We start from the raw sequence: 24,052 nt of genomic DNA, 5'->3' as shown, positions 1-24,052 counted from the left end.
CCAGACCGATATCGCCGGCAACCTGAGCGCAAGCACGGCCAGCGGCACGGCGCTGACCGTGGACACCAGCGTGGGCATGCCGGCGTTCGCACTGGCGCTCGACACCGGCGCCAGCGCCAGCGATGGCATCACCAACGCGGCCACGGTCGACGTGAGCCTGGCGCTGGACGCCGCCAGCTGGGAGTACAGCCTTGATGGCGGTGCCAGCTGGAATGCCGGCAGCGGCACCAGCTTCACGCTGGCCGCAAGCAGCTACGCGGCCGGTTCGGTCCAGGTGCGCCAGACCGATATCGCCGGCAACCTGAGCGCCGCCGCCACCAACGCGGCGGCCATCACGGTCGACACGGCCGTCCCGGCCCCGGGCTTTGCACTGGCCCTCGACACCGGCGCCAGCGCCAGCGATGGCGTCACCCGGAACGCCACGGTGGACGTGAGCCTGGCGCTTGACGCCGCCAGCTGGGAGTACAGCCTTGATGGCGGCGCCAGCTGGAGCGCCGGCAGCGGCACCGGCTTCACGCTGGCCGACGGCCTGTACGCTGCGGGCGCCCTGCGGCTACGCCAGACCGACCAGGCGGGCAATCTCAGTGCGGCCGGCACCAACGCGGCGCCGCTGCGCATCGATACCGTCGCGCCCACCGCCGGCCCGGTGCTGCGCCCGACCCTGAGCCAGCCAAGCGGGAACGACAGCTTCACGATTGGTCTTGCGCTTGCGGATGCATCCGCGGGCATCGACGCCGCCAGCCTGGGCGCGGGCGACCTGGTCGTCACCGGTCCCGGCACGGTTGGCACGCTCGCCGTGCTGGGCGCAAGCTTCGACCCGCAGACCGGCATCGCCACCTACACCATCGCGGCGCCGGCTGGCGGCTGGTCCGCCAGCCAGCATGCCGGCAGCTGGACCATCGGCCTGGCCAGCGGACAGGTGGTCGACCTGGCTGGCAATGCCATGGCGGCCAACGCCGGCCTTGGGGCCTTCAATGTGGTATTCAACGCGGCACCGGTGATCACCAACCGGGGCGGCGGAGCGAGCGCCGAGATCGCCATGGCCGAGAGGCAGGCCGTGGTGGCTACCGTGACGGCCAGCGACCCGGACGGCGACGCGCTCTCGTACAGCATCATCGGCGGCGCGGACAGCGCCCTGTTCGACATCGACGGCAGCACCGGCGTGCTGCGCTTCCGCACCGCCCCGGTGTTCGGTCAGCCGGCCGATGCCGGCCGCGACAACGTATACGAAGTCGACGTGAAGGTCAGCGACGGCAAGGGCGGCATCGACACCCAGGCACTGCGCATCAGCGTGCTCGCGGACCTCGACGGCGACGGCACCGCCGACCGCGACGACAGTGACCTGGACAACGACGGCCGCCCGAACTCGATCGAGGACGCGGTGCCGGGCGCATTCGGCACGGCGGGCGATGGCAACGGCGACGGCATTGCCGACAGTGCCCAGATCAATGTGGCGTCGCTGCCCACCGTGGCCGGCGGCGCGCCGTATGCCACCCTGGCGGTCGATCCCGGCCTGACCCTGGGCGCGGTGAGCAGTGCGCCCGCCCCGGGCGGCCTGCCACGTAACGTCAAGCTGCCGCTCGGCGTGTTCGATTTCACGATCGGCAACGTGGTGCTGGGGGCAGCGGTCGAGATCAGCATCTACGTCGACGCTTCGTTCAAGGTCAACAGCTACTTCAAGCAGGACATCAGCGGCAAGTGGACCAACCTGGCCAAGTCGGTCACGACGGTGGGCAGCAAGACCAAGATCACCTTCGAGCTGGTCGACGGCGGCATCTTCGACAGTGACGGCATGGTCAACGGCAGCATCACCGATCCGGGCGGCGTCGCCGTGATGGCCCCCGTGATCACCAGCGACGGTGGACTGGCGACGGCGCGCGCCAGCGTGCAGGAAAACACGACGGCCGTCACCACCGTGCGCGCGGAAGCGTTCGGATCCGTCACCTATTCGATCAGCGGCGGCGCCGACGCCGCGCTGTTTACGATCGATGCCTCCAGCGGAGCACTGCGCTTCGCTGCCGCGCCCGACTTCGAAACCCCCGGCAGCCAGGCACGCGACAACAGCTACCTGGTCGAGGTCACGGCCACCGATGCGAGCGGCAGCGCCAGCCAGATGCTGACGGTGGCGGTCACGGACGTGGACGAACGGCCGCCGGTCGTGCACGACACCGTGGACGGCGTCGAGATCCGGATCGGCACCGTCGACAAGCCGGACGGCAGCAGCGCGCGCCTGCTGGACATCCCGATCGTCGTCGACACCCGTCACGAACAGGTCGGCAACAACACGGTAGCCGACATCCCGCTGGCATCCCGTGGCGGTCAACCCGTGCTGAGCGCACAGCTGCCGGTCGGCTACGGCTTGCAGGTGATCGGCGACGGCGCACCAAAAGCCGCCGGCGCCTCGCTGACGGACCTGATCCGCGAGATCACGCTGCATACCGAGACCGGCTCGCGCGACCAGCTGAACATGGTCGGCGGCGGTAGCGATTTCCTGTCCGGGATCGCATCCGACGCGCCGCTGCTGGTACAGACCCTGCGGCCGGCCAGCTCCGCGCAAGCCGGCGCCACCCCGCTCGTCATCGCCGGTACGCCGCACGCGCCGGACGCGCCCCTGGCGGCACTGGTGATCGATACCCGCGCCCTGTCCGCCGGCACGGCGATCGCGCTGCAGGACGTCGCGTTCGCGGCCATCGTCGGCGCAGCCACGGTGACGGGCAACGGTGCGCAGGCGGTATGGGGCGACGGCGCCAGCCAGAGCATCATGCTGGGCGCCGGCAACGGCATCCTGCATGGGGGAGGCGGCGACGATATCCTCGGCAGCACGGGCGGCAACAGCCGCATCTTCGGCGACGAAGGCAACGACCTGCTCTTCGGCGGCACCGGCAACAATTACCTCGACGGGGGCAGCGGCCACGATACCGTGCGCCTGGCCGGCGCCAGCCTGGCCGACTACAGCATGCGGATCGCGCAGGGCAACCTGGTCCTGAGCCACCGCGCCCAAGCTAGCGCCGGCGCCGACACCATCGCCAACGTCGAAACCCTGCGTTTCGCGGCAGCCGGCATGGACGCGGCCGACGTCTCGTTCAACGGCAGCGATGCCGCCATGCTGGTACGCCTGTACAGCACCATGTTCGGGCGCCAGGTGGACGAGGACGGCATCAATTTCTGGCTCGGCTGCGCCGAGGCCGGGCTCGGCATGCGCGACATCGCCGACAACTTCCTGCAGTCGACGGAAGCGCAGCAGCGCCTTGGCCAGGCCAGCAACGCGGCCTTCGTGGCGCACCTGTACCAGGTCGGCCTGGGACGCACGGCAAGCGTGGCGGAACTCGCCTACTGGACCGAGGTGCTCGACCGCGGCATGGGCACCCGCGCCGAGGTCCTGGTGGGGTTTGCGGAATCGGCCGAGAAGATCGGCCTGGTCGGGACGATATCGACCACGATCGATACCTTCTGATGCCGCGCCGTGGCGGCGCATGACGCCGGCTAGGCGCGGCGCCGCCAGAGCATCCAGCGCTCCTTGCCGGCAAAGATCGGAATGGAATCCGCCACCGGCGCATCCTCGACGAGATCGAAGCAAGGCGCCAGCAAGGCCGCCAGCCCTGCCCTGTCGATGCCGAAAGGCGGGCCTTTTACCGTCTGGTCAAAAAAGAAGAAGCCGCCCAGCAGGGCGCCGGGCGGCAGCAAGGCGGCCCAGCGCGCCGCCACGTGCGCACGCATGGCCGGCGGCAGTGCGCACAGGAAGGCGCACTCGTAGATGAAGCCGGACGCCTGCGGCGGCTGCCAGGCGAAGAAATCCGCCTGCACCACGCGCGTCTCCCACTGGCCCGCCAGCGCCCTGCCGCGCGCCACCGCCTCGGGTGCGAAATCGATCGCGAGCGCATCCCAGCCGGCCTCGCACAGGAAGGCCAGCTCGTAGGCGCTGCCGCAGCCGGGAATCAGGGTGGACAGCGGCGCCGGGCTGCGCGCCACGAAGTCGCGCAGCGCCTGCGGCACGCCGCCCCGGTCCCAGGGAGTGAAGGAGCGGGCGAAACGCTCGTCCCAGAATTGCGGACTGAGCGGATCGCGGCTGGCAAAGCCAGCGGGGTCAGCCGCCATGCAGCACGAAATAGCCGGCCGTCAGGCTGCCCACCAGCACCACCACCGCGCCCAGGAAGGCCAGCAGGCGGTTGGTGCGGCGCTGCTCGACCAGCAGGGCCGCCATCAGGTCGGCGTTGGCGACCTGGTGGCCATTCTGCGTCGTCATGCCCGAGTGGGCGTGGCGCTCGAGCGTCTGGTGCAGCAGGCGCGGCAGCTGCGGGAAGATATGGGCATAGCGCGGCGCTTCCGCGCGCAGGCGCTCGACCAGGCCCTGCCAGCCGACCTGCTCGCTCATCCAGCGTTCCAGATAGGGTTTCGCGGTCTTCCACAAATCGAGGTCGGGATCGAGCTGGCGTCCCAGTCCCTCGATGTTGAGCAGGGTCTTCTGCAGCAGAACGAGCTGCGGCTGCACCTCGACATTGAAGCGGCGCGAGGTCTGGAACAGGCGCAGCAGGATCTGGCCAAAGGAAATGTCCTTCAAGGGCCGGTCGAAGATCGGCTCGCAGCAGGCGCGCACCGCCGATTCCAGCTCGTCGACGCGGGTATCGCGCGGCGCCCAGCCCGATTCGATGTGGGCCTCGGCCACCCGCTTGTAGTCGCGCCGGAAGAAGGCCAGGAAGTTCTGCGACAGGTAGTCCTTGTCGAAGTCGTTCAGGGTGCCCACGATGCCGAAGTCGAGTGCGATGTAGCGGCCGAAGGTTTCCTTCTCCACCGACACCAGGATGTTCCCCGGGTGCATGTCGGCATGGAAGAAGCCGTCGCGGAAAACCTGCGTGAAAAAGATCTCGACGCCGTCGCTCGAGAGCTTCTTGAGGTCCACGCCCTCGGCCGCCAGGCGGTCGATCTGCGACACCGGGATGCCGCGCATGCGTTCCATCACGATCACGCTGCTCGAGCAATAGTCCCAGTACATTTCCGGCACCATCAGCAGGTTCGAGTTGGCGAAGTTGCGGCGCAGCTGGCTGGCGTTGGCCGCTTCGCGCATCAGGTCGAGCTCGTCGTGCAGGTACTTGTCGAATTCGGCGACCACTTCGCGCGGCTTCAGGCGGCGGCTCTCGGCCCATACCCTCTCGATCAGGCGGGCGGCCATGTCCATCAGCGCCAGGTCTTCGTCGATGGTCTTGCGCATGCCGGGACGCAGCACCTTGACCGCGACCTCGGTGCCGTCCTTCAGCGTGGCGAAGTGCACCTGCGCGATCGAGGCCGAGGCCACCGGCACCCGCTCGAAGCTGGCGAACAGCTGGTCGGGATGGGCGCCCAGGGCTTCGGTGATCTGGGCGATCGCCAGGTCCGAATCGAAGGGCGGCACCCGGTCCTGCAGCAGCGACAGCTCGTCGGCGATGTCGGGCGGCATCAGGTCGCGCCGGGTCGACAGGACCTGGCCGAACTTGATGAAGATCGGGCCGAGTTCTTCCAATGCCTGGCGCAGGCGGATCGCGCGCGGCGAAGTGATGCGGCGCCAGAAGAACACCGTGTTCATGAAGCGTGCGGTGCGCGGCGCGTGCAGGCTGGTGACGGCGATTTCGTCGAGACCGTACTTGGTCGCGACGGCAAGGATTTTCAGCAGGCGCAGGAATTTCAATATCATCAGTTATCCGGACTCAGTATCACGCGTGCTGGTGCAGGTGCGGGGGCAGGTGCGGAGGCCTGGGCCAGGCGCTGCTCGAGGCGGGCGATGCGCTTGGCGGCGCGCTCGACGTCGTCGCGCAGGCGCACGACGTCGGCCGCGAATTCGTCCACGGCCGCCGGCCGCACCAGCACCGGGCGCTCTTCCAGCAGGAATTCGGCCAGGTTCCCGGCCAGCCTCCGGCCGCTGCCCAGCACGCCGTCGGCCGCGCCCCGCGCGCCACCCACCAGGCGGCGTGCGCCGAGCGGGCCCAGCACGCGCTCGAGGTCGTACTCGGCATCCCAGCGCAGGTCTTTCGACAGCGTCGACAGGGTGTTGGCGAACTCGGCGTCACCCTCGATCTTGACGTAGGAAAAAGCCCGCTCGCGGTTTTGCAGGAGCAAGGGCAGGTCGGCCAGCTTGAGGCGGATGCTCACGCTGGCGGGCTCTTCCCCGCCGGCGGCTTCCAGCATGCCGTCGCGCGCCACGCGCACGCGCAGCGCGAACTGGCCCAGGTCGATGCAGGCCAGCTTGCCGGCATGGCGCGCCAGCGCGTCGCGCGCCCAGGCTTCCTGGGCCAGCAGATGATTGATCGTGGCGACGGCGGGCGTCGCCAGCATGGTGGAACTCGGGAACATGGCAGCACACGTTAATGAAAAAAAAACCGCCCGGCTAGGTCGGGCGGTTCGATCTTACCAGTTTGCCGGTCACAAACCCGGCAGCACGAAGCTTTACCGAAAAATAATTACCCAGCGATCAAGCAATCTGCTGGATACCGGCCAGCACCCAGCCCCCCTGGCCCGACAGGGGTTTCGACATGTTCCAGACTTCCACGAAGGGCTCGGCCGGCGCGTTCTGGGCGGTGCGGATCATGCCGTTGAACTGCACGCTGGCCAGGTAATCGGTGGCGGTGGTCTCGATGCCCAGCAGCTGGCCGTCGATCGTCACCACGTCGGTAAAGTCGCTGGCGCCATTGCGCTCCTGGATCTGCAGCTTGAGTTCGGCAAAGACCTCGGGCGTGGTGAATTCGCGCAGGTCCTGGGTGTCGCCGCGGTCCCAGGCAGCCTGCATGCGGATGAACGAGGCTTTCGCATGGCGCAGGAAGGCGTCCTGGTCGAAGTCGGACGGCACGCCCCACTGGCTGTGCGCGGCCGTGGCCGCTGCAGCCGGTACCGCGCCGGGCTTGCCGAGCGAGACGCCGCCCTGGCCTGGCTGGCCTTGGAATGCGGACGGCTGGCGCAGGGCGGAGCCGATTTCCGGCGTCGCCACCGCACCCGCATGGCCATGCGGCGCGGCGCCGGCCGGCACCGGATTGGCATAGCCGCCGAAGGATGGATTGGCCGGGGTGTCCTTGCGGCGCAGCATGCGCACCACGAACAGCACCGCCAGGGCCAACAGGCCGATCATCAGGATCGCCGAGATGGCACTGGCCAGCGCGCCACCGATGCCGAAGTGCGACAGCAGCGCGCCCAGGCCCAGGCCCAGCAGGGCGCCGCCGAGGATGCCCTTCCACATGCTCGGGCGCTTGGCCTGCGCGGCGGCGGCACCGGCGGCGCCGGCCGCGGCCGGCGCCGCGGCCGGTGCGCGCTGCGGCTGCATGCCCGGCGTCGGGGCGGGGGCTGGCGCCTGCATCTGCTTCACCGGCTGCGACTGGCGGCCGAAGGAACGCTTGCCACCCATCGGGCGCGCGCTGGCCTCGGCGATCATCGACAGCGCGGTGACTGCCAGTACCATCGTTGCCACGATTTTTTTCATCTCTGCTTCCTTACAGTTTGATACCGGTATGCAATGCCGCCACACCGGCCGTCAGGTTGTGATACTGGACCCGCTCCAGGCCCGCATCGAGCATCATCGCCTTCAGGGTTTCCTGGTCCGGGTGCATCCGGATCGATTCCGCCAGATAGCGATAGCTCTCGGCGTCGCCGGCGATCTTCTGTCCCAGCCACGGCAGCACCGAGAACGAATACAGGTCATAAGGCTTTTGCAGCGGCGCGATCACCTTCGAGAATTCCAGCACCAGCAGCTTGCCGCCGGGCTTGAGTACGCGGCGCATCTCGGCCAGCGCCTGGTCCTTGTGCGTCATGTTGCGCAGGCCGAAAGCCACGCTGACGCGGTCGAAGTAATTGTCCGGGAAAGGCAGCTTCTCGGCGTCGCACAACAGAGTTGGGGTCACCAGGCCCTTATTCAATAGTCTATCCCGGCCCACGCGCAGCATCGACTCGTTGATGTCGGTGAGCCAGACTTCGCCCGTGCGTCCGGCCTGCTTCGCGAAGGCCTTGGCCAGGTCGCCGGTGCCGCCGGCGATGTCGAGCACCTTGAAGCCGGGCCGCACGCCCGCCTGGGCGATCGTGAACAGTTTCCAGGCCCGGTGCAGGCCGGCCGACATCAGGTCGTTCATGACGTCGTATTTCGATGCGACAGAATGGAAGACCTTCGCGACTTCCTGGACCTTCTGGTCCTCGGCGACGGTCTTGTAGCCGAAGTGGGTGGTATTGGTCATATGTGCCTGCGGATGAGGGGTTGTCACATTATACAAGCTCGGCCATATGTCACGCGCCGGGCCCGGCCGCGATACCAAAGGATGTTTTTACAATGAAATCTTGTTGTCCGTATAATGATTGATTTGACGAAGCTCGCCGCTTCCCGCCATGCGCATCCGTACCCGATTGCTGGTCCTCGTGCTGTCCCTGCTGGTCCCCGCCTTCATCGCGGCGGCACTGGCCGTGGCCTACGTGTACCGCGAGGAACAGAAGGCCCAGGTGGAAAACGTGGCCGAGGCCACCCGCAGCTTCGCGCTGCTGGTCGACTACGAACTGCAGCGCCGCGCCGCCATCCTCGACACGCTGGCCAACGCCGCTTCGCTGCATGCCGGCGACATGGAACATTTCCACGCCTTCGCGCGCCGCATGGCGCCGACTGCCGAATCGGTCATCGTCCTGACCGACCTGGACGGACGACAACTGCTCAACACCCGCCGCGCGCTCGGCGCCCCGCTGCCGCAGCGGCGTTCCTCGAACATCGGCGAGCTGATGCGCCAGCGCGGCCCCGGCGCGGTCCTGGTTTCCGACCTGTTCCAGGCGCCGCTCGGCGGCAAGCAGGACTACGCGATCCAGGTGCCGGTGATCATGGAAGGGCAGATCCGTTACTTCCTGCTGATGGGGATCGAGGTCGCCAGCCTGCAGAAGCTGCTGGTACGGCATGCCATCCGCCCCGACTGGATCGTGTCCCTGGTCGACCGCCAGGGTACCGTGCTGGCCCGCTCGCGCGATCCGCAGCGCTTCGTCGGCAAGCAGGCGAGCCCCGGTACCGTCCAGCGCATCAAGGCGGCCAGCCATGGCGTGTCGGAAAGCCGCACCCTGGACGGGATCGACGTGCGCGCCTTCTTCGACACCGTGCCGCTGTCGGGATGGAAGGTCCTGGTCAGCATCCCCATGCAGGACATCCAGCGCGTGCCGCTGAAGGCGGCCGCCCTGCTGGGCGGGATGATGGCGGCGCTGCTGGCGGCCGGCCTGCTGGCCGCGCACCGCCTCGCCCACCGCGCCATCGGCCCGATCGAAACGCTCGGCCGCAGCGCCGAGCGGCTTGGCCAGGGCAAGGAACTGGACTACCGGCCGCAGGGCCTGGCCGAGATCGACGGCGTGGCGCGCCGCATGGCCGAGGCCAGCCGCCAGATCCGCCACTCGCAGCAGGAACTGGAAGCGCGCGTGGCGGAAGCGGTCGCCACCACCGAACGGGCCCAGGGCGCCCTGCTCAAGGCCCAGAAGCTGGAAGCGCTGGGCCGGCTCACCGGCGGCATCGCGCACGAATTCAACAACCTGCTGCAAACCCTCACTACGGCCCTGCAACTGGCCGAACTCGCCACCACCCAGCCCAAGGTACTGGGGCTGGTGCAGACCTGCAAGAAGACCGTGCAGCGCGCCACCGCCCTCGCCGGCCAGCTGGGTTCCTTCGGCCGGATCCAGGAAGCGCGCCTGGAAACCGTGGACGCCTGCCGCCAGCTGGACAGCGCCGTGCAGCTGGTGCAGGGCGCCCTGCGCGACGACATCGCCCTGCGCGTCGACTGCGAGGAGCCGGGCTGGGCGGTGACGGTGGAACCGCTGCAGTTCGACCTCGCCCTGCTCAACCTGGCCGTGAACGCGCGCGACGCCATGCCGCGCGGGGGCGAGCTGCGCATCGAGGCGCGCAAGCTGTCCTTCGATGGGGTGGCGGCGCAGCCGCCGGGCGGACTGGCGCCGGGCGACTACGTGCGGGTGACGGTCAGCGACAGCGGCGAAGGCATGCCGCCCGAGGTGCTGGCGCGCGCGCTCGATCCCTTCTTTACCACGAAGGCCCAGGGCCAGGGCAGCGGCCTCGGACTGCCCCAGGCCTATGCCTTCGCGGCCCAGTCGCAGGGCCTGCTGCAGCTCGACAGCGAAGCGGGCAAGGGCACCCGGGTCGACATCTACCTGCCGCGCGCGCGCCGGCCGCTGTCCGCGCCGGCCGCCGATGGCGCCGGCGCCGGCGCCGCGCTGCCACGTGCCCGCGGCAGCGTCCTGTTCGTCGAGGACGATGCGCTGGTACGCGAGGCGGTCACGCATGCGCTCGAGGAAGCCGGGTTCGAGGTGCTGGTGGCGCGCGACGGCGAGCAAGCCGTGGCCCTGCTGGCGGAAGGCGCACGCCCGGCCGTGGTGTTTTCCGACATCGTCATGCCGGGTACGGTAAGCGGCATCGACCTGGCCACCATCGTGCGCCAGCGCTATCCGGCGCTGCCGGTGGTGCTGGCCACCGGCTATACCGAGCGCCAGCCCAGCATCCCCGGCGTGCAGGTGCTGGCCAAGCCCTATCCGATCGAGCGCCTGGTCGCCCTGCTGGCCAAGACGATGCAGGTGTAAAGGAAAGCTAATAAAAATGCCGCAAAAAAGTGTCTCGCACGATTGAAATTCCTGCTTCACTTTTGAAAATTAGTGTCTATAATCATTTTTGCAATGTTGAGCACGCCGCTGGTCCTGCACCTCCTGGTTGCGCCGACAACGCGATAAAACAGATAAACTTCAAGAGGGAATTACCATGGCGACTGGCACTGTAAAGTGGTTCAACGATGCAAAAGGTTTCGGCTTCATCACCCCGGACGGCGGCGGCGAAGACGTGTTTGCACACTTCTCGGCCATCAATGCGCAAGGCTTCAAGTCGCTCGCTGAGAACCAGCGCGTGAGCTTCGACATCACTGCGGGCCCGAAAGGCAAGCAGGCAGCGAACATCCAGCCGCAGGCGTAAATCGGCGCGGTCCGCGCCTGGAGCGCGGACAGGCGCAAAAGCAGAAGAGCACGTCGATGGACGTGCTCTTTGTCTTTATGGCTATCCCGCTCCCGGTTGGCTACCCCCTGTTGCTTCGAGGTGAGCGTACGAACCGAAACGCGCATAGTCATGGCCGAGATGAATTGCCTGATCCCCGAACCAAATATAACTTTCAGTAAGGAAAAATCGACCGTACACTGAATGCTGGACCATTATTCGGGAAAGCAACCGTGGAAACGAAGAGCAAGGCACTGCAAGTCATGCGCAATTACGCGAAACTGGCGGTCCTGATCGGCATGCTTCCCTGGTCCTATTACTATATGACCGCGCTGGCGCCGGCAGTCAATCAAGCGCTCGGACTCGACCAGCTGGCATTCATCAAGGTCGGTATCTATCTGATTCCGATCATCGCTCCGCCCCTCCTGCTGTTTTCCTTTTTTTCCAGGCACGACAAATAACCGGGCGGCGCTCCCATGAAGAGAACAGCATCTGTCCTTGGCCTCGTCCTTGCACTGTCGATGCCTGGCCCGGCCGGCGCCGGCGACTTCACCGGATCGATCGCCGATTATCGCAGCGGGGATTTTGCGGCAGCCTTGCGGGGACTGGCGCCGTTGGCGCGAAACGGCGATGCAAGCAGCCAGTATTATCTCGGCCTGATGTATTTGAACGGCCAGGGAGTGCCGAAGGACGAGGCGCAAGCGTTCCGGTGGTTTCAACAGTCGGCAAAACAAGGCTATGCGAAATCGCAGAATGCCTTGGGTGAGCTGTATTTTCATGCCAGGGGCACCCCGCGGGACGTCGAGCAGGCGCGCTTCTGGTTTCAGAAAGCGGCCGCCCGGCGGCTCGTCGCCGCGCAACGAAATCTCGGCGATCTCCATCTCCGTGCGGTAGCCTTGCGCGATTACAAAAAGGCGGTCTTCTGGATGAAGAAGGTGGCCGCACAAGGCGACGAGATGGATCAGTTGGCACTGGCGAATCTCTATCGTTACCAACCTGAAGTGCAGGACGACGCCAAGGCGGCCTACTGGATGGGAAAATCGGCCCGGCAAGGCGTCGCCGAAGCGCAGAACGGACTCGGGAATGCTTACCGGATGGGTCGTGGCCTGCCGCGCGACCCGGCAAAGGCGCTGTACTGGTACAAGCAGGCATCCAGCCAGGGGCATGCTGACGCGCCCCTCAGCATCGCCCAGATGCATGGGCGTGGAGAAGGCGTCCCGCCAGACCATTCCCTTGCCGTGGCATGGTTCTGCGCTGCGGCAAGGCAGGGCAATCACAACGGTATCTATGAACTTCAGCATGCCGGCGCCCAGGCAACTGCCTGCCTGATCGAACTGGCGAATGGCGGGAGCCTCGTGGCGCAGGAAGAACTGGGGCGTTTCTACGAGAACGTCGCCGGCACTGTCCACGACTATCCGCTTGCCGCCTTCTGGTCGCGTAAAGCTGCCGAGCGCGGATCCGCCGGCGCCCTGAATCGCCTTGGCGACCTGTACGCGCGCGGCGACGGCGTTCGGGCAGATCCGGTCATCGCGCACATGCTCTACCTCCTCGCCAGGTCCAAGGTCTCCGGCACGCAGCATGCCTCCCGCCTGCGCGAGCCCCTGTCCCCCGCGCAGCTGGAACAGGCGCAGCGCCTGGCGAACTGCTGGAACGAAGGTACGCCACTGCCGGAAAAAAGCGAGACCGAGACGGCCCTGCCCCGCTCATGCACTGATGAGAACGACAAAGCGTGCTTACCGAAGCCTTGACCTGCCATTCATGCCAATTTCATCTATCTTGCGCTTCCCTTCGGGCTTGACGCTTGCAGTCGGGAGCGCCGCTTATCTCGCCAGCCTGGCCCTTCCGGCATTCAGTTGCACGAACGGGGAAGGCTTTTACGGATATATCGTTCTCTTGACCGGATATGTCGGGTTCCTTGGGCTTGACCCACGTTGGCTTGCCAATCTCGGCGTCCTGTGGATCGTAGCGGCGATTCTCTTGCGCCGGCCGGAACGCAGCACGCCCGTACCCGTTGCCCTGATCACGATGATGCTTGCGTTGACGAGCATCGTGATCCCGGCGCTTGGATGCGCCGGCGATCCCGGTAGCGCAGCGGCGTCAACCGGTCTCGCTTCCGGGGGCTACCTGTGGGTCGTTTCCGTGTGCCTGCTTTGCCTGCACGTGAATTACCGCCTGCCCCGGACAAGGTCCGCTGTCCCGGAAGCCTGATCAAGGTCGCTCCAGGATGGTCAGGGCAAAGAACGGGATCCCGTTGCCCGCATGCCAGGCGTCGTGCAGGTCCGCCATTGGCGGAACTCGGTCACTTGCCGGCTCGCTGGCCTGTGATCGCCGCCGCCCGAACCCGCCGGCTCAGTGGTGATGCCCGCAGCCCGACTTTGGCGCCGCGTCCGGCAATGCGGTACCCGGCGCGCGCCCGCTGTCGCCTTCGAAGCCGGCTGCCTGCAAGCGGCCGAGGTACTGGCTCCACAGCGCATCCTGCTCGCTGCCCAGCTTGTAGAGATAATCCCAGGTGAAGATGCCGCTCTCGTGGCCGTCGTCGAACAGCGGCTTGATCGCATAGTTCCCGACCGGCTCCACGCCCTGGATGCCCACCTCGCGCTTGCCGAGCTGGAGGACTTCCTGGCCCGGGCCATGGCCCTTCACCTCGGCCGAGGGAGAATAGACGCGCATCAGCTCGAAGGGAATCGCAAAGCGGCTGCCATCGTCGAAGGCGATCTCCAGCACGCGCGATTTCTGGCGTACGGCGATGTCGGTTGGGTTGGGCATGGGGCTCCTCTTATTCCTGGAAACAGTGGGCGATCGCAGCCGACAGCGCCGGCAGCAGTGCGCGGCGCGCGGCCAGCGCCGCCGCATCGGTCTGGCGCACGGCCTGGGCCCACACGGGCGCCGGGAAATGCGCATCGTCCGCATAGCGCGCAATGACGTGCCAGTGCAGGTGCGGCACCACGTTGCCGAGGCTGGCCACGTTGACCTTCAGGGGCCGCATGACTTCACGCACCGCCTGTTCGACGCGGTGGACGGCATCGTTCAGCAGCAGCCGGTCGGCCTGCGCCAGGTCGCTCATCTCGCGCACGTGCTCGCGCCAGATCACCCGGCAAAAGCCTGGATAGGCCGCATCGTCGACCAGGATGACGCTGAATTTTTCTCCCTGCCACACCACGGGCACGGCCAGCTCGCATAGTTCGCAGCCGGGCTCCCGCAACACTTCCTTCATACCAGCACCCTTTCGATCCCGCCGTTGTTGGCGCGCGCCACGTAGTCGGGCATCCAGTTTTCTCCCAGCAGGTGGCGCGCCATCTCGACCACGATGTAGTCGGCCGTCGTGCCGGCGTCGTGATTGTAGCGCGACAGGCCCTGCAGGCAGGACGGGCAGCTGGTGAGCACCTTGACCTGGCCGTCGAAGCCGTCCGCGCGCAGCCTGGCCGCGCCCTGCTCCATCTCGCCTTCCTTGCGCGAGCGCACCTGGGTCGCGATGTCCGGGCGGCTCACGGCGAAGGTGCCGGACTCGCCGCAGCAGCGCTCGTTCTTCTCGATCTTCACGTTATCGAAGGTCGAGACGAGCGCGTTCACGGTCTTGAGCGAGTCCTGCATCTTCATCGGCGTGTGGCAGGGATCGTGGTACATGTAGCGGGTGCCGCTCACGCCTTCCAGCTTCACCCCTTTTTCCATCAGGTATTCGTGGATGTCGATGAGGCGGCAGCCCGGGAAGATCTTGTCGAACTCATAGTTCGCCAGCGAGTCGTAGCAGGTGCCGCACGACACCACGACCGTCTTGATGTCGAGGTAGTTCAGCGTGTTGGCCATGCGGTGGAACAGCACGCGGTTGTCCGTCACCATCTTGTCGGCTTTGTCATACTGTCCGGCGCCCCGTTGGGGGTAGCCGCAACACAAATAGCCCGGCGGCAGCACGGTTTGCACCCCCACTTCCCACAGCATGGCCTGGGTGGCCAGGCCCACCTGCGAGAACAGGCGCTCCGAGCCGCAGCCGGGGAAGTAGAACACGGCCTCGGTGTCGGCCGTGGTCTTCTTCGGGTCGCGGATGATCGGGATGACCTTGTCGTCCTCGATGTCGAGCAGGGCGCGCGCCGTCTTCTTGGGCAGGTTGCCCGGCATTTTCTTGTTGATGAAGTGGATCACCTGCTCGCGCACGGGCGCCTTGCCGGTGGTCGGGGGCGGCGCTTCCACCTGCGGCTTGGCCAGGCCGCGCAGCATCTGGTTGCCCAGGCGCTGGGCTTTATAACCCCAGTCGACCATCAGCTTGCGCGTGGCGTTGATGGTGGTCGGGTCGGTCGCGTTCAGGAAGAACATGGCGGCCCGGTTGGCCGGCTTGAAGCTGCGCTTGTCCATCTTGCGCAGCAGGTTACGCATGTTCATCGAGACGTCGCCGAAATCGATGTTCACCGGGCACGGCGTGACGCACTTGTGGCAAACGGTGCAGTGGTCGGACACGTCCTCGAATTCTTCCCAGTGGCGGATCGAGACGCCGCGCCGGGTCTGTTCCTCGTACAGGAAGGCCTCGATCAGGGCCGAGGTGGCCAGGATCTTGTCGCGCGGCGAATACAGCAGGTTCGCCTGTGGCACGTGGGTGGTGCAGACCGGCTTGCACTTGCCGCAGCGCAGGCAGTCCTTGATGCTGGCCGCGATCTCGCCGATGTCGCTCTGCTGCATGATCAGCGACTCGTGCCCCATCAGGCCGAACGATGGCGTGTAGGCGTTGCGCAGGTCGGCGAAGGCGCCTTCCCGGTTCAGCAACTTGCCCTTGTTGAAGCGCCCTTCCGGATCGACCCGCAGCTTGTAGTCGCGGAACTCGCTGATCTCGGAGTCGAGCAGGAATTCGAGCTTGGTGATGCCGATGCCGTGCTCGCCCGAGATCACGCCGTCCAGCGAGCGGGCCAGCTTCATGATGCGCTCGACCGCCTGGTGCGCATCCTGCAGCATCGCGTAGTCGTCCGAGTTCACCGGCAGGTTGGTGTGCACGTTGCCGTCGCCCGCGTGCATGTGCAGGGCCACGAACACGCGCGAGCGCAGCACGCGCTGGTGGATGGCCGTGCATTCGTCGAGGATGCACTTGTAGGCGGCGCCGTTGAAGATCTGGCGCAGCGGCGCACGCAGTTCCTGCTTCCAGGAGACGCGGATGCCGTGGTCCTGCACCACGTCGAACAGCAGCGCATCCGGCTGGGCGCCGATGCGCTGGTCGAGCGTGGCGCTCAGGTGGTCGAGGCCCAGTTCATCGAGCTTGCCGCGCACACCGGCCAGCGGGGCGTCGAGGTTGGCGAGGATGAAGCGCCAGCGCGCGGCCACCTGCCCCACCAGGGCCAGCGCCTGCTGCGGGCGCTCGCCCAGGATCTCTTCGCGGTCGACGGTGTCGCCGGTGGCGTCGTCGCTCTTCTCGATCGGCAGCTGGTCCTGCGCCAGCCAGGCGTGCAGGGCCTCGGCCAGCTGCAGCTTGTTCCTGATCGAGAGCTCGATGTTGATGCGCTCGATGCCGTCGGTGTACTCGCCCATGCGGTTCAGCGGGATCACCACGTCTTCGTTGATCTTGAAGGCGTTGGTATGGCGCGCGATGGCCGCCGTGCGGGCGCGGTCGAGCCAGAATTTCTTGCGCGCTTCCGGACTGACGGCAACGAAGCCCTCGCCCACCCGGGTATTCGCCAGGCGCACCACTTCCGAGGCGGCGATCGCCACCGCGTTCTCGTCGTCGCCGACGATGTCGCCGAACAGCGCCATCTTGGGCAGCACGCCGCGCTTGGACTTGGTGGCGTAGCCGACCGCGCGCAGGTAGCGCTCGTCGAGGTGCTCCAGGCCCGCCAGGCGCAAGGTGGAAAAGGCCGGGTCGCCGTTCTTCGGCAGGCTGTCCAGGTAATCCTTGATCTCGACGATCGAGGGGATCGCGTCGCGCGCCTGGCCGAAGAATTCCAGCGCCACGGTGCGGGTGAACTTCGGCATCCGGTGCAGGATCCAGCGGCTCGAGGTGATCAGGCCGTCGGTGCCCTCCTTCTGGATGCCCGGCAGGCCGGCCAGGAACTTGTCGGTGACGTCCTTGCCCAGGCCTTCCTTGCGGAAGCGCCGGCCTTCGATGCTCAGCGTCTCGACGCGGAACGGTTCGCCTTTTGCGGCCCCGCGCGGCGTCGGGTGGGTCCATTCCAGCCTGAAGGTGGCCACCGGCGCGTCGTGGATCTTGGAAAAATTGTGGTCCATGCGCGTAACTTCGAGCCAGTCGCCGTTCGGATCGACCATCCGCCACGATGCCAGGTTGTCGAGCGCGGTGCCCCACAGGACGGCCTTCTTGCCGCCCGCGTTCATCGCGATGTTCCCGCCGATGCAGGATGCGTGGGCCGAGGTCGGATCGACCGCGAACACGAAGCCGGCCTTTTCAGCAGCCTGCGAGACGCGCTGGGTGACCACGCCGGCGCCGGTATGGATGGTGGCGTAGTCGCGGTCCGTGCCCGGCAGGCGCGTCATTTCGACCTCGCCCAGCTGGATCAGCTTTTCGGTATTGATCACGGCCGACATCGGCGTCAGCGGGATCGCGCCGCCGGTATAGCCGGTGCCGCCGCCGCGCGGGATGATGGTCAGTCCCAGTTCGATGCAGCCCTTCACCAGGCCGGCCATCTCCTCTTCGCTGTCCGGCAGCAGCACCAGGAAGGGATATTCGACGCGCCAGTCGGTGGCGTCGGTGACGTGCGAGACGCGGTGCATGCCGTCGAAGCGGATGTTGCGCTTGTCGGTATAGGCGCCGAGCACCTGCTTCGCGCGCTTGCGCAGGTCGTAGGTCTCGCGGAATTCGCGCGCGAAATCGTCCACCGCCTGGCGCGCGCTGGCCAGCAGCTGTTCGACCGCGGCGCTGCGCGCGGCGGCGCCCTGCCCGTCGCCGTCGGCCGCGTCGACCGTCAGGCGGCGCTTGTCGACTTCGGCCAGGCGGTGGTGCAGCGCGTCGATGAGCTTCTGGCGCCGCTTCGGGTTGTCCAGCAGGTCGTCCTGCAGGTAGGGATTGCGGCGCACCACCCAGATGTCGCCCAGCACCTCGTACAGCATGCGGGCCGAACGGCCGGTCTGGCGCGCCCCGCGCAGCGCGTCGAGCAGGCGCCAGGACGACTCACCCAGCAGGCGGATCACGATTTCGCGATCGGAGAACGAGGTGTAGTTGTACGGGATTTCGCGCAGGCGCGCAGGAGCGTTGTCGGCGAGCAGGGTATGGATGTTTACGGGCGCGTTCATGGATTGCCTAGCGTCGGTCGGACCGGTCCGAAGGACGTTCATTCTAGCTTATTGCGATGCACCATGCCGGAGCCGAGGCAAAAAGCACAAGCACCCGCGCAAGAAAATGCCGGCAAGCACTGTCAGTACAAAATTTCCTTTGCACAAACCCGCTTCCATGCAGCGTTCCTTTGCCCTTTGCGGCAGAAGTGCAAAGGAGCTCCGGGCAAGTGGTTTACCGCGCCGGTGCCTGGCCGAGCAGGCGCTCGAGGCGCGCCCCGGCCTCCGACTGCGCCCCGCCGCTCACCGAGCGCAGGCATTCGACCACCTCGGGCCGCGTCGCCGGGCGCGCCGACACATTGCAGGTCAGCGCCAGCTCGACCAGGAAGTTGCGCTCCGCCTGCGGCAGGCGTGCCAGCTCCGGCCAGACCAGGGCCAGCTGCTGCTCGGTATTCGCCGCATGCTTGCTCAGCATCGTCCTGGCGCCCATGAAGCCGAACACGGCCAGCGCAACGAGGATCAGCGCCAGCACCAGCAGGCTGGGCGCCTTCGACGGCTTGTCCATGCCCTTGCCTTCCATGCTCAAGCCCAGGGTGTGTAGGCGAAGCCGTCGCCGATCAGGCTGGCCACGGCATCCTGGTTTTCCCGGCTTTCGCTGATGGCGGCCAGCACACTGGCCAGGTCGGCCTTGCCCTGGTCCAGGATATCCAGCCAGAAGGCCGTGCCGCCGCTGTCCCCCGGCCGGTGCAGGATGTGCTGGTACAGCTTGTCGATGATCTGGGCATTACTGGTAGCGCTGCCATACAGGGCCCGGAATTCGTTCTGATCCATGAACAGCTTTGCCACCTCGTGCAGGCTGTAGCCGCCGTCCATGGCCTTGATCCAGTAACCCAGTCCACCGCTGTCCGGTATGCGGTCGAAGGCGGCCTGGTACAGGCGGTACACCTGTCCGCCCACGCCGTCGATGTCGAGCGCGATGACGGCATCGTCGAACAGCAGGCGCTCGACGCTGGTGAGGACGTCGGCCGCGCCGCTGGCGCGGTCGGTGACGGTGAAGCCGCCCCCGCTTTTCTCGACCACGAAGCCGGCGCGCACGCCGCCGTAGCGCAGCAGGTCGGTGCCGGCGCCGCCATCCACCACTTCGCTGCCGGCGCGGTTATGCAGGTAGTCGTTGCCGCCCGCCCCGAACACCAGCTCGGCCAGCGCGCGCAGCGTGTCGCTGAACTGGATGAACTCGACGTTGCGCAGCGCCAGCAGCGGCGCCGCCGCGCCGCCCAGCAGCCAGGTGCCGGTGGCCAGCTGCTCCAGCGTGAACTGCCCCTGCGCCAGTCCCAGCACCAGGGTGTCCACCCCGTTGCCGCCATCGACATAGGAGGCGGCGGCGCCGGCCTGGAAGGACACGGTGTTGCTGCCGCCATCGAAGCGGAACAGGCGGCCGCCGTCGGCGATGCTGGCATGGTCTCCTGCCATGTCGACCACCTGCCCCTGCAGCGTCACGCTCTCGCTCTGGCGCGTGCCGTCCAGGCCAGTGCGGATCAGGCCAGTGGCGTCGCGCGTCGACAGGGTGAGCTGTGCGCCACTGCCATGCAGGCTGGCGCCATAGGCGTCGAAGCGGTAGTCGGTGGACAGGACGGCGCCGTCACGGCTCCAGGTATAGGCCAGGCGCGTGGGGTCCGGCACATCGGCGATGTACAGGCCGGGAATGCGCGCGTCGAGCGCCAGGTAGTCGCCCGCCATGCGGTAGAAGCTCAGCGCCAGCGCCTCCTTCTGCGGCGCATTGAAGGGCTGGCCCAGGTGCAGCATCTTCGAATCGTGGGTGGCGCGCCAGACTCCGCTGGAGCGGTAGTAGCCGCCTTCGTAGACGCCGACCTTGCCAAGGCTGTCCTCGTAGCCGAGCCAGGCCGCCCAGGGCGGGGACTCCTTTTCACTGGTGACGTTCGGTAGGCGCAGCGGCCCGCCCAGGGGGCTGGAACCGAGCGCCGCATCGACGTATTCGTCGGCCATGCCGGCGACGCTGTGGCCCAGTTCATGCAGCAGGATCTCGGCCGAGGACAGGTTGCCGGTGGTGACCCAGGACAGCGAGCCGCCGGCCCCGCCGTAGGCCTTGGAATTGACCAGGATGATGGTAATATCCTGCGCGTTCTGCGGCAGGCTGGCGCTCACCGTCTCGTATACCTTGGCGCTGTCGCCGTACACCAGGCGGCCGTCGGCCAGGTAGGTGTTGGCCTTGAAATAGGTGTCGGCCATGCCCGAGGTGACGTCCCAGCGCGACTGGTTCGAGGCCACGAACAGGGCGTTGGCATTGAAGTAGTCCTGGTATTGCGAGAACGGCGTGTTCAGGGCGGCGTTGCCCGAGTTGAACATGTAGTCGAGGAAGCGGGCCGCATCGGCCAGGAACTTGTCGCGTTCGCTGGCCAGGTAGCCCTCGGCGACAAAGGTGATATCGACACGGGCGGCGGGAGTGCCGTTCGAGAGCAGCGGGGTGACATCGGCCATGGTGGGAAGCGCAGGTTCAGGTTGTTGCAACTATGGCACTTTAGCACAGCCATTAGCCGAATAGCCGATTAGCCGATCAGGCGTTCGAAGAAATCGCCCAGGGTTTTCCAGAAGCCGTCCGGGATGTAGAGCAGCACCGCGGTCATGGTGACGTAGCGCGCGAACTTCCCGATCGCCATGTACATCACGCTCGGCCAGAACGGCAGGTGCAGCCAGCCGGCCAGGGTGCACAGCGGGTCGCCCACGCCCGGCACCCAGGACAGCAGCATGGTCTTGGCCCCGTATTTCTTGAGCCAGCCGAACCAGCGGCTCTGGCGCTCCTTGGCGAAGGCGATCTTGGCGCGGTAGCCGATGAAGTAGTCGACCGCCCCGCCCAGCGTGTTGCCGAGCGTGCCCACCAGCACCGCCGGCCAGAACATGGCCGGATTGGCCTTGACCACGGCGAATACGGCCGGCTCCGACCCCAGCGGCAGCAGGGTCGCCGAAACGAAGCTGATGATGAAGATGGAGGTCAGTCCGACGGTCGGCGCGGCAAGGACGTTGAGCAGCCAGAGGACGGCGGATTCGATCATCGGATAGGGGTCTTGGGCAAGGACGACGGGTGTCCATTATAATGAGGATCACTCATCGTAACGACACGATACGCCGCAGCCCACCCGGCCAGCCGTATCGCCACGACACGCGCCGGTCACCCTCCGAGCCAGTCAGTGTGCGTCGTCCGGACCGCCGGCCCCATTCCCCGCCGGCCCTGCAAACCGATTGCCGACCATGACTACCGACTACCTCAAGAAAATCCTGACCGCCCGCGTCTACGACGTGGCCGAAGAAACGCCGCTCGAATACGCCCCCACCCTGTCGCAGCGCATCGGCAACCGCATCTACTTCAAGCGCGAGGACATGCAAAGCGTGTTCAGCTTCAAGCTGCGCGGGGCCTACAACAAGATGGCCCAGCTGGCGCCGGAAGCGCTGCGGCGCGGCGTGATCTGCGCCTCGGCCGGCAACCATGCCCAGGGCGTGGCCCTGTCCGCGAGCCGGCTTGGCTGCCGCGCGCTGGTGGTGATGCCCACCACCACTCCCCAGGTGAAGGTCGATGCGGTCAGGGCGCGCGGCGGCGCCAGCGTCGAAGTCGTGCTGCACGGCGAGTCGTATACCGACGCCTACCACCACGCGCTGCTGCTCGAAAAGGAGCAGGGCCTGAGCTTCGTCCACCCCTTCGACGACCCCGACGTGATCGCCGGCCAGGGCACGATCGGCATGGAGATCCTGCGCCAGCACGCGGGCCCGATCCATGCGGTCTTCGTGGCCATCGGCGGCGGTGGCCTGATCGCGGGCGTGGGCGCCTACATCAAGGCGGTGCGCCCGGACATCCGGGTGATCGGGGTGCAGACCGTCGATTCGGACGCGATGGCGCGCAGCCTGAAGGCCGGCGAGCGCGTGACCCTGAACGACGTCGGCCTGTTCTCGGACGGCACCGCGGTGCGCCAGGTGGGCGTGGAGACCTTCCGCGTGGCGCAGCAGGTGGTCGACGAGATCGTCCTGGTCGACACCGACGCGATCTGCGCCGCGATCCAGGACGTGTTCCAGGACACCCGCAGCATCCTCGAGCCGGCCGGCGCGCTGGCGGTGGCCGGGGCCAAGGCCTATGTGGAACGTTCGCAGATGGCGCGCGAACCGGTCAGGGGCGAGACCCTGGTGGCGGTGGCCTGCGGCGCCAACATGAACTTCGACCGCCTGCGCTTCGTGGCCGAACGGGCCGAGCTGGGCGAATCGCGCGAAGCCGTGTTCGCGGTGACCATCCCCGAGCAGCGCGGCAGCTTCCGGCGCTTCTGCGCGCTGGTCGGGCCGCGCAACGTCACCGAGTTCAACTACCGCATCAGCGATGCGCGCGAGGCGCACATCTTCGTCGGGGTGCAGGTCGGCAGCCGCAGCGAGTCGGGCCTGCTCGCTGCTACCTTCGAGTCGCACGACTTCCGCACCCTCGACCTGACCCACGACGAGATGGCCAAGCTGCACATCCGCCACCTGGTGGGCGGAAAAAGCGCACTGGCGCAAGACGAATTGCTGTATCGTTTCGAGTTTCCCGAACGGCCCGGCGCCCTGATGCGCTTCCTGGACAGCATGGCGCCGAACTGGAACATCTCGCTGTTCCACTACCGAAACCAGGGCGGCGACGTGGGCCGCATCCTGGTCGGCATCCAGGTGCCGGCGGCCGAGATGGACGAATTCCGGCAATTCCTCGCCACCCTCGGCTACCGCTACTGGGACGAGAGCGCCAACCCGGTCTACAAGCTGTTCCTGGGCGCATAAGCACGACCCATTTTTGTACCGCGGCCCTACCCGGGCCGCCGGTATGCAAGCTAACCTGAACGGGGCCGGCACAGCCGGCTACCCTACGGGCGCCACAAGCGCCCATCTCGCCATGAATACTCCTGACCAATCGCCACTCGGTAAATCCTCCGCCTACCAGAGCCAGTACGCTCCCGAACTGCTGTTCCCGATCCCGCGCCTGCAAAAGCGCGAAGAGATCGGCTTGGGCGCCGGCACCCGCCTGCCCTTCTTCGGGGTCGACATCTGGAATGCCTACGAGCTGTCGTGGCTGAACATGCGCGGCAAGCCGCAGGTGGCGATCGCCACCATCACGGCACCCGCCGACTCGCCCAACATCGTCGAATCGAAGTCGTTCAAGCTGTACCTGAACTCCTTCAACCAGACCCGCCTGGCCGGTACCGACGCACTGGTGGAGCTGATGCGCCAGGACTTATCAAGCGCTTTCGGCGCGCCGGTGCACGTGGCGCTCACCACGCCCGACGCCTTCGGCAGCCTGAGGATGGGCGAACTGGAAGGCACCCTGCTCGACCGCCTTGACATCGAGATCGACGCCTACCAGCCCGCACCGCAGCTGCTGTCGGCCAGCATGCACGAGGCACCGGTCGAGGAAACCCTGGTCTCGCACCTGCTGAAGTCGAACTGCCTGGTCACGGGCCAGCCGGACTGGGGCAGCGTGCAAATCCACTACGTGGGACCGCAGATCGAGCAGGAAGGCCTGCTCAAGTACCTGATCGGCTTTCGCGAGCACAACGAATTCCACGAACAGTGCGTCGAGCGCATCTTCACGGACGTGCTGCGCCAGTGCCGGCCCACCAAGCTGGCGGTGTATGCGCGCTATACCCGCCGCGGCGGCCTGGACATCAATCCCTGGCGCGCCAATTTCAGCACCGGCATGCCGGGCAACCTGCGCGGCGCGCGCCAGTAAGCGGCGGGCTGTGCGTTTTCAGCCACAGCCGCCCGCCTCGCACGCCACGCAAACGGCCGACCAAACGCTTGAACAAAAAGCAGGCAGAATACGGGGAAAAGACGGCGCACGGCCCGGTGCGCCGCGTTTGCCACGGTTTGGGTAAGATTTCG

General features: G+C 66.8%; 18 protein-coding genes. 7 read left to right on the top strand and 11 right to left on the bottom strand.

The window, feature by feature from the left end; translation table 11 throughout:
• Nucleotides 1-3,454, top strand: a 3,454-nt coding sequence (locus LE190_RS09545; RefSeq protein WP_225238462.1) for a DUF4214 domain-containing protein, incomplete at its 5' end; no start/stop codon positions are given.
• A gap of 29 nt (nucleotides 3,455-3,483) precedes the next feature.
• Here the strand turns inward: LE190_RS09545 and LE190_RS09540 are convergent.
• The 5 genes from LE190_RS09540 to ubiE all read right to left on the bottom strand — a co-directional run bounded on the left by LE190_RS09540 (nucleotide 3,484) and on the right by ubiE (nucleotide 8,183).
• The gene (locus LE190_RS09540) at nucleotides 3,484-4,095 is read right to left on the bottom strand and encodes a class I SAM-dependent methyltransferase (protein WP_225238461.1); all 612 of its coding nucleotides are present in this window, start codon (nucleotides 4,093-4,095) and stop codon (nucleotides 3,484-3,486) included.
• On the bottom strand, nucleotides 4,085-5,665 hold the full coding sequence (gene ubiB, locus LE190_RS09535; protein WP_225238460.1) for a ubiquinone biosynthesis regulatory protein kinase UbiB: 1,581 nt from the start codon (nucleotides 5,663-5,665) through the stop codon (nucleotides 4,085-4,087). The genes LE190_RS09540 and ubiB overlap by 11 nt, the downstream gene beginning before the upstream one ends.
• On the bottom strand, nucleotides 5,665-6,321 hold the full coding sequence (locus tag LE190_RS09530; RefSeq protein ID WP_225238459.1) for a ubiquinone biosynthesis accessory factor UbiJ: 657 nt from the start codon (nucleotides 6,319-6,321) through the stop codon (nucleotides 5,665-5,667). Before LE190_RS09530 ends, ubiB begins: the two co-directional genes overlap by 1 nt.
• A gap of 118 nt (nucleotides 6,322-6,439) precedes the next feature.
• Entirely contained in the window at nucleotides 6,440-7,438 is a 999-nt protein-coding gene (locus LE190_RS09525) for a Tim44 domain-containing protein (protein WP_225238458.1), read from the bottom strand.
• 10 nt (nucleotides 7,439-7,448) lie between these two features.
• On the bottom strand, nucleotides 7,449-8,183 hold the full coding sequence (gene ubiE / locus LE190_RS09520) for a bifunctional demethylmenaquinone methyltransferase/2-methoxy-6-polyprenyl-1,4-benzoquinol methylase UbiE (protein WP_225238457.1): 735 nt from the start codon (nucleotides 8,181-8,183) through the stop codon (nucleotides 7,449-7,451).
• A 148-nt stretch (nucleotides 8,184-8,331) separates the two neighbouring features.
• Between ubiE and LE190_RS09515 the strand changes: the two genes are divergently transcribed.
• The 4 genes from LE190_RS09515 (at nucleotide 8,332) to LE190_RS09500 (ending at nucleotide 12,702) form a co-directional block, all read left to right on the top strand.
• A complete protein-coding gene (locus tag LE190_RS09515; RefSeq protein WP_225238456.1) occupies nucleotides 8,332-10,554 on the top strand; it encodes a hybrid sensor histidine kinase/response regulator in 2,223 nt (740 codons plus the stop codon).
• A 175-nt stretch (nucleotides 10,555-10,729) separates the two neighbouring features.
• A complete protein-coding gene (locus LE190_RS09510; protein ID WP_224946867.1) occupies nucleotides 10,730-10,936 on the top strand; it encodes a cold-shock protein in 207 nt (68 codons plus the stop codon).
• 251 nt (nucleotides 10,937-11,187) lie between these two features.
• Entirely contained in the window at nucleotides 11,188-11,415 is a 228-nt protein-coding gene (locus tag LE190_RS09505) for a hypothetical protein (protein ID WP_225238455.1), read from the top strand.
• A 15-nt stretch (nucleotides 11,416-11,430) separates the two neighbouring features.
• Complete coding sequence (locus tag LE190_RS09500; protein ID WP_225238454.1) at nucleotides 11,431-12,702, top strand: tetratricopeptide repeat protein; 1,272 nt, start codon at nucleotides 11,431-11,433, stop codon at nucleotides 12,700-12,702.
• A gap of 601 nt (nucleotides 12,703-13,303) precedes the next feature.
• On the opposite strand, the gene LE190_RS09495 is transcribed toward LE190_RS09500, so the two are convergent.
• The 6 genes from LE190_RS09495 to LE190_RS09470 all read right to left on the bottom strand — a co-directional run bounded on the left by LE190_RS09495 (nucleotide 13,304) and on the right by LE190_RS09470 (nucleotide 21,219).
• Nucleotides 13,304-13,720, bottom strand: a complete 417-nt coding sequence (locus LE190_RS09495; RefSeq protein ID WP_225238453.1) for a gamma-butyrobetaine hydroxylase family protein — start codon at nucleotides 13,718-13,720, stop codon at nucleotides 13,304-13,306.
• A 10-nt stretch (nucleotides 13,721-13,730) separates the two neighbouring features.
• Nucleotides 13,731-14,168, bottom strand: a complete 438-nt coding sequence (locus LE190_RS09490; protein ID WP_225238452.1) for an HIT family protein — start codon at nucleotides 14,166-14,168, stop codon at nucleotides 13,731-13,733.
• Complete coding sequence (locus LE190_RS09485) at nucleotides 14,165-18,172, bottom strand: DUF3683 domain-containing protein (RefSeq protein ID WP_225238451.1); 4,008 nt, start codon at nucleotides 18,170-18,172, stop codon at nucleotides 14,165-14,167. Before LE190_RS09485 ends, LE190_RS09490 begins: the two co-directional genes overlap by 4 nt.
• A 214-nt stretch (nucleotides 18,173-18,386) precedes the next feature.
• The gene (locus tag LE190_RS09480; RefSeq protein ID WP_225238450.1) at nucleotides 18,387-18,716 is read right to left on the bottom strand and encodes a hypothetical protein; all 330 of its coding nucleotides are present in this window, start codon (nucleotides 18,714-18,716) and stop codon (nucleotides 18,387-18,389) included.
• A gap of 17 nt (nucleotides 18,717-18,733) precedes the next feature.
• Nucleotides 18,734-20,647 carry a M64 family metallopeptidase gene (locus tag LE190_RS09475; protein WP_225238449.1) on the bottom strand — a complete coding sequence of 638 codons (1,914 nt, stop codon included), beginning with the start codon at nucleotides 20,645-20,647 and terminating at the stop codon, nucleotides 18,734-18,736.
• A gap of 68 nt (nucleotides 20,648-20,715) precedes the next feature.
• Nucleotides 20,716-21,219 carry a YqaA family protein gene (locus tag LE190_RS09470; RefSeq protein WP_225238448.1) on the bottom strand — a complete coding sequence of 168 codons (504 nt, stop codon included), beginning with the start codon at nucleotides 21,217-21,219 and terminating at the stop codon, nucleotides 20,716-20,718.
• Between the two features lie 196 nt (nucleotides 21,220-21,415).
• Between LE190_RS09470 and ilvA the strand changes: the two genes are divergently transcribed.
• On the top strand, nucleotides 21,416-22,954 hold the full coding sequence (gene ilvA, locus LE190_RS09465) for a threonine ammonia-lyase, biosynthetic (protein WP_224946860.1): 1,539 nt from the start codon (nucleotides 21,416-21,418) through the stop codon (nucleotides 22,952-22,954).
• Between the two features lie 112 nt (nucleotides 22,955-23,066).
• Nucleotides 23,067-23,900, top strand: coding sequence for an NADPH-dependent 7-cyano-7-deazaguanine reductase QueF (gene queF, locus LE190_RS09460; protein WP_225238447.1), 834 nt, complete (start codon nucleotides 23,067-23,069; stop codon nucleotides 23,898-23,900).
• The last annotated feature ends 152 nt before the right edge of the window (nucleotides 23,901-24,052 follow it).

It is taken from the genome of Massilia hydrophila (assembly GCF_020208145.1).
GTDB lineage: Bacteria > Pseudomonadota > Gammaproteobacteria > Burkholderiales > Burkholderiaceae_D > Telluria > Telluria hydrophila.
This window is presented reverse-complemented; position numbering and strand designations above follow the sequence as displayed.

Bases quoted from the DNA above. Each gene is read 5' to 3' on its own strand.
- LE190_RS09525 (WP_225238458.1), bottom strand. From the start codon at position 7,438: ATGAAAAAAATCGTGGCAACGATGGTACTGGCAGTCACCGCGCTGTCG.
- LE190_RS09490 (WP_225238452.1), bottom strand. From the start codon at position 14,168: ATGAAGGAAGTGTTGCGGGAGCCCGGCTGCGAACTATGCGAGCTGGCC.
- ilvA (WP_224946860.1), top strand. From the start codon at position 21,416: ATGACTACCGACTACCTCAAGAAAATCCTGACCGCCCGCGTCTACGAC.
- LE190_RS09500 (WP_225238454.1), top strand. From the start codon at position 11,431: ATGAAGAGAACAGCATCTGTCCTTGGCCTCGTCCTTGCACTGTCGATG.
- queF (WP_225238447.1), top strand. From the start codon at position 23,067: ATGAATACTCCTGACCAATCGCCACTCGGTAAATCCTCCGCCTACCAG.
- ubiE (WP_225238457.1), bottom strand. From the start codon at position 8,183: ATGACCAATACCACCCACTTCGGCTACAAGACCGTCGCCGAGGACCAG.
- LE190_RS09475 (WP_225238449.1), bottom strand. From the start codon at position 20,647: ATGGCCGATGTCACCCCGCTGCTCTCGAACGGCACTCCCGCCGCCCGT.
- LE190_RS09510 (WP_224946867.1), top strand. From the start codon at position 10,730: ATGGCGACTGGCACTGTAAAGTGGTTCAACGATGCAAAAGGTTTCGGC.
- LE190_RS09495 (WP_225238453.1), bottom strand. From the start codon at position 13,720: ATGCCCAACCCAACCGACATCGCCGTACGCCAGAAATCGCGCGTGCTG.
- LE190_RS09530 (WP_225238459.1), bottom strand. From the start codon at position 6,321: ATGTTCCCGAGTTCCACCATGCTGGCGACGCCCGCCGTCGCCACGATC.
- ubiB (WP_225238460.1), bottom strand. From the start codon at position 5,665: ATGATATTGAAATTCCTGCGCCTGCTGAAAATCCTTGCCGTCGCGACC.
- LE190_RS09485 (WP_225238451.1), bottom strand. From the start codon at position 18,172: ATGAACGCGCCCGTAAACATCCATACCCTGCTCGCCGACAACGCTCCT.
- LE190_RS09480 (WP_225238450.1), bottom strand. From the start codon at position 18,716: ATGGACAAGCCGTCGAAGGCGCCCAGCCTGCTGGTGCTGGCGCTGATC.
- LE190_RS09540 (WP_225238461.1), bottom strand. From the start codon at position 4,095: ATGGCGGCTGACCCCGCTGGCTTTGCCAGCCGCGATCCGCTCAGTCCG.
- LE190_RS09470 (WP_225238448.1), bottom strand. From the start codon at position 21,219: ATGATCGAATCCGCCGTCCTCTGGCTGCTCAACGTCCTTGCCGCGCCG.
- LE190_RS09515 (WP_225238456.1), top strand. From the start codon at position 8,332: ATGCGCATCCGTACCCGATTGCTGGTCCTCGTGCTGTCCCTGCTGGTC.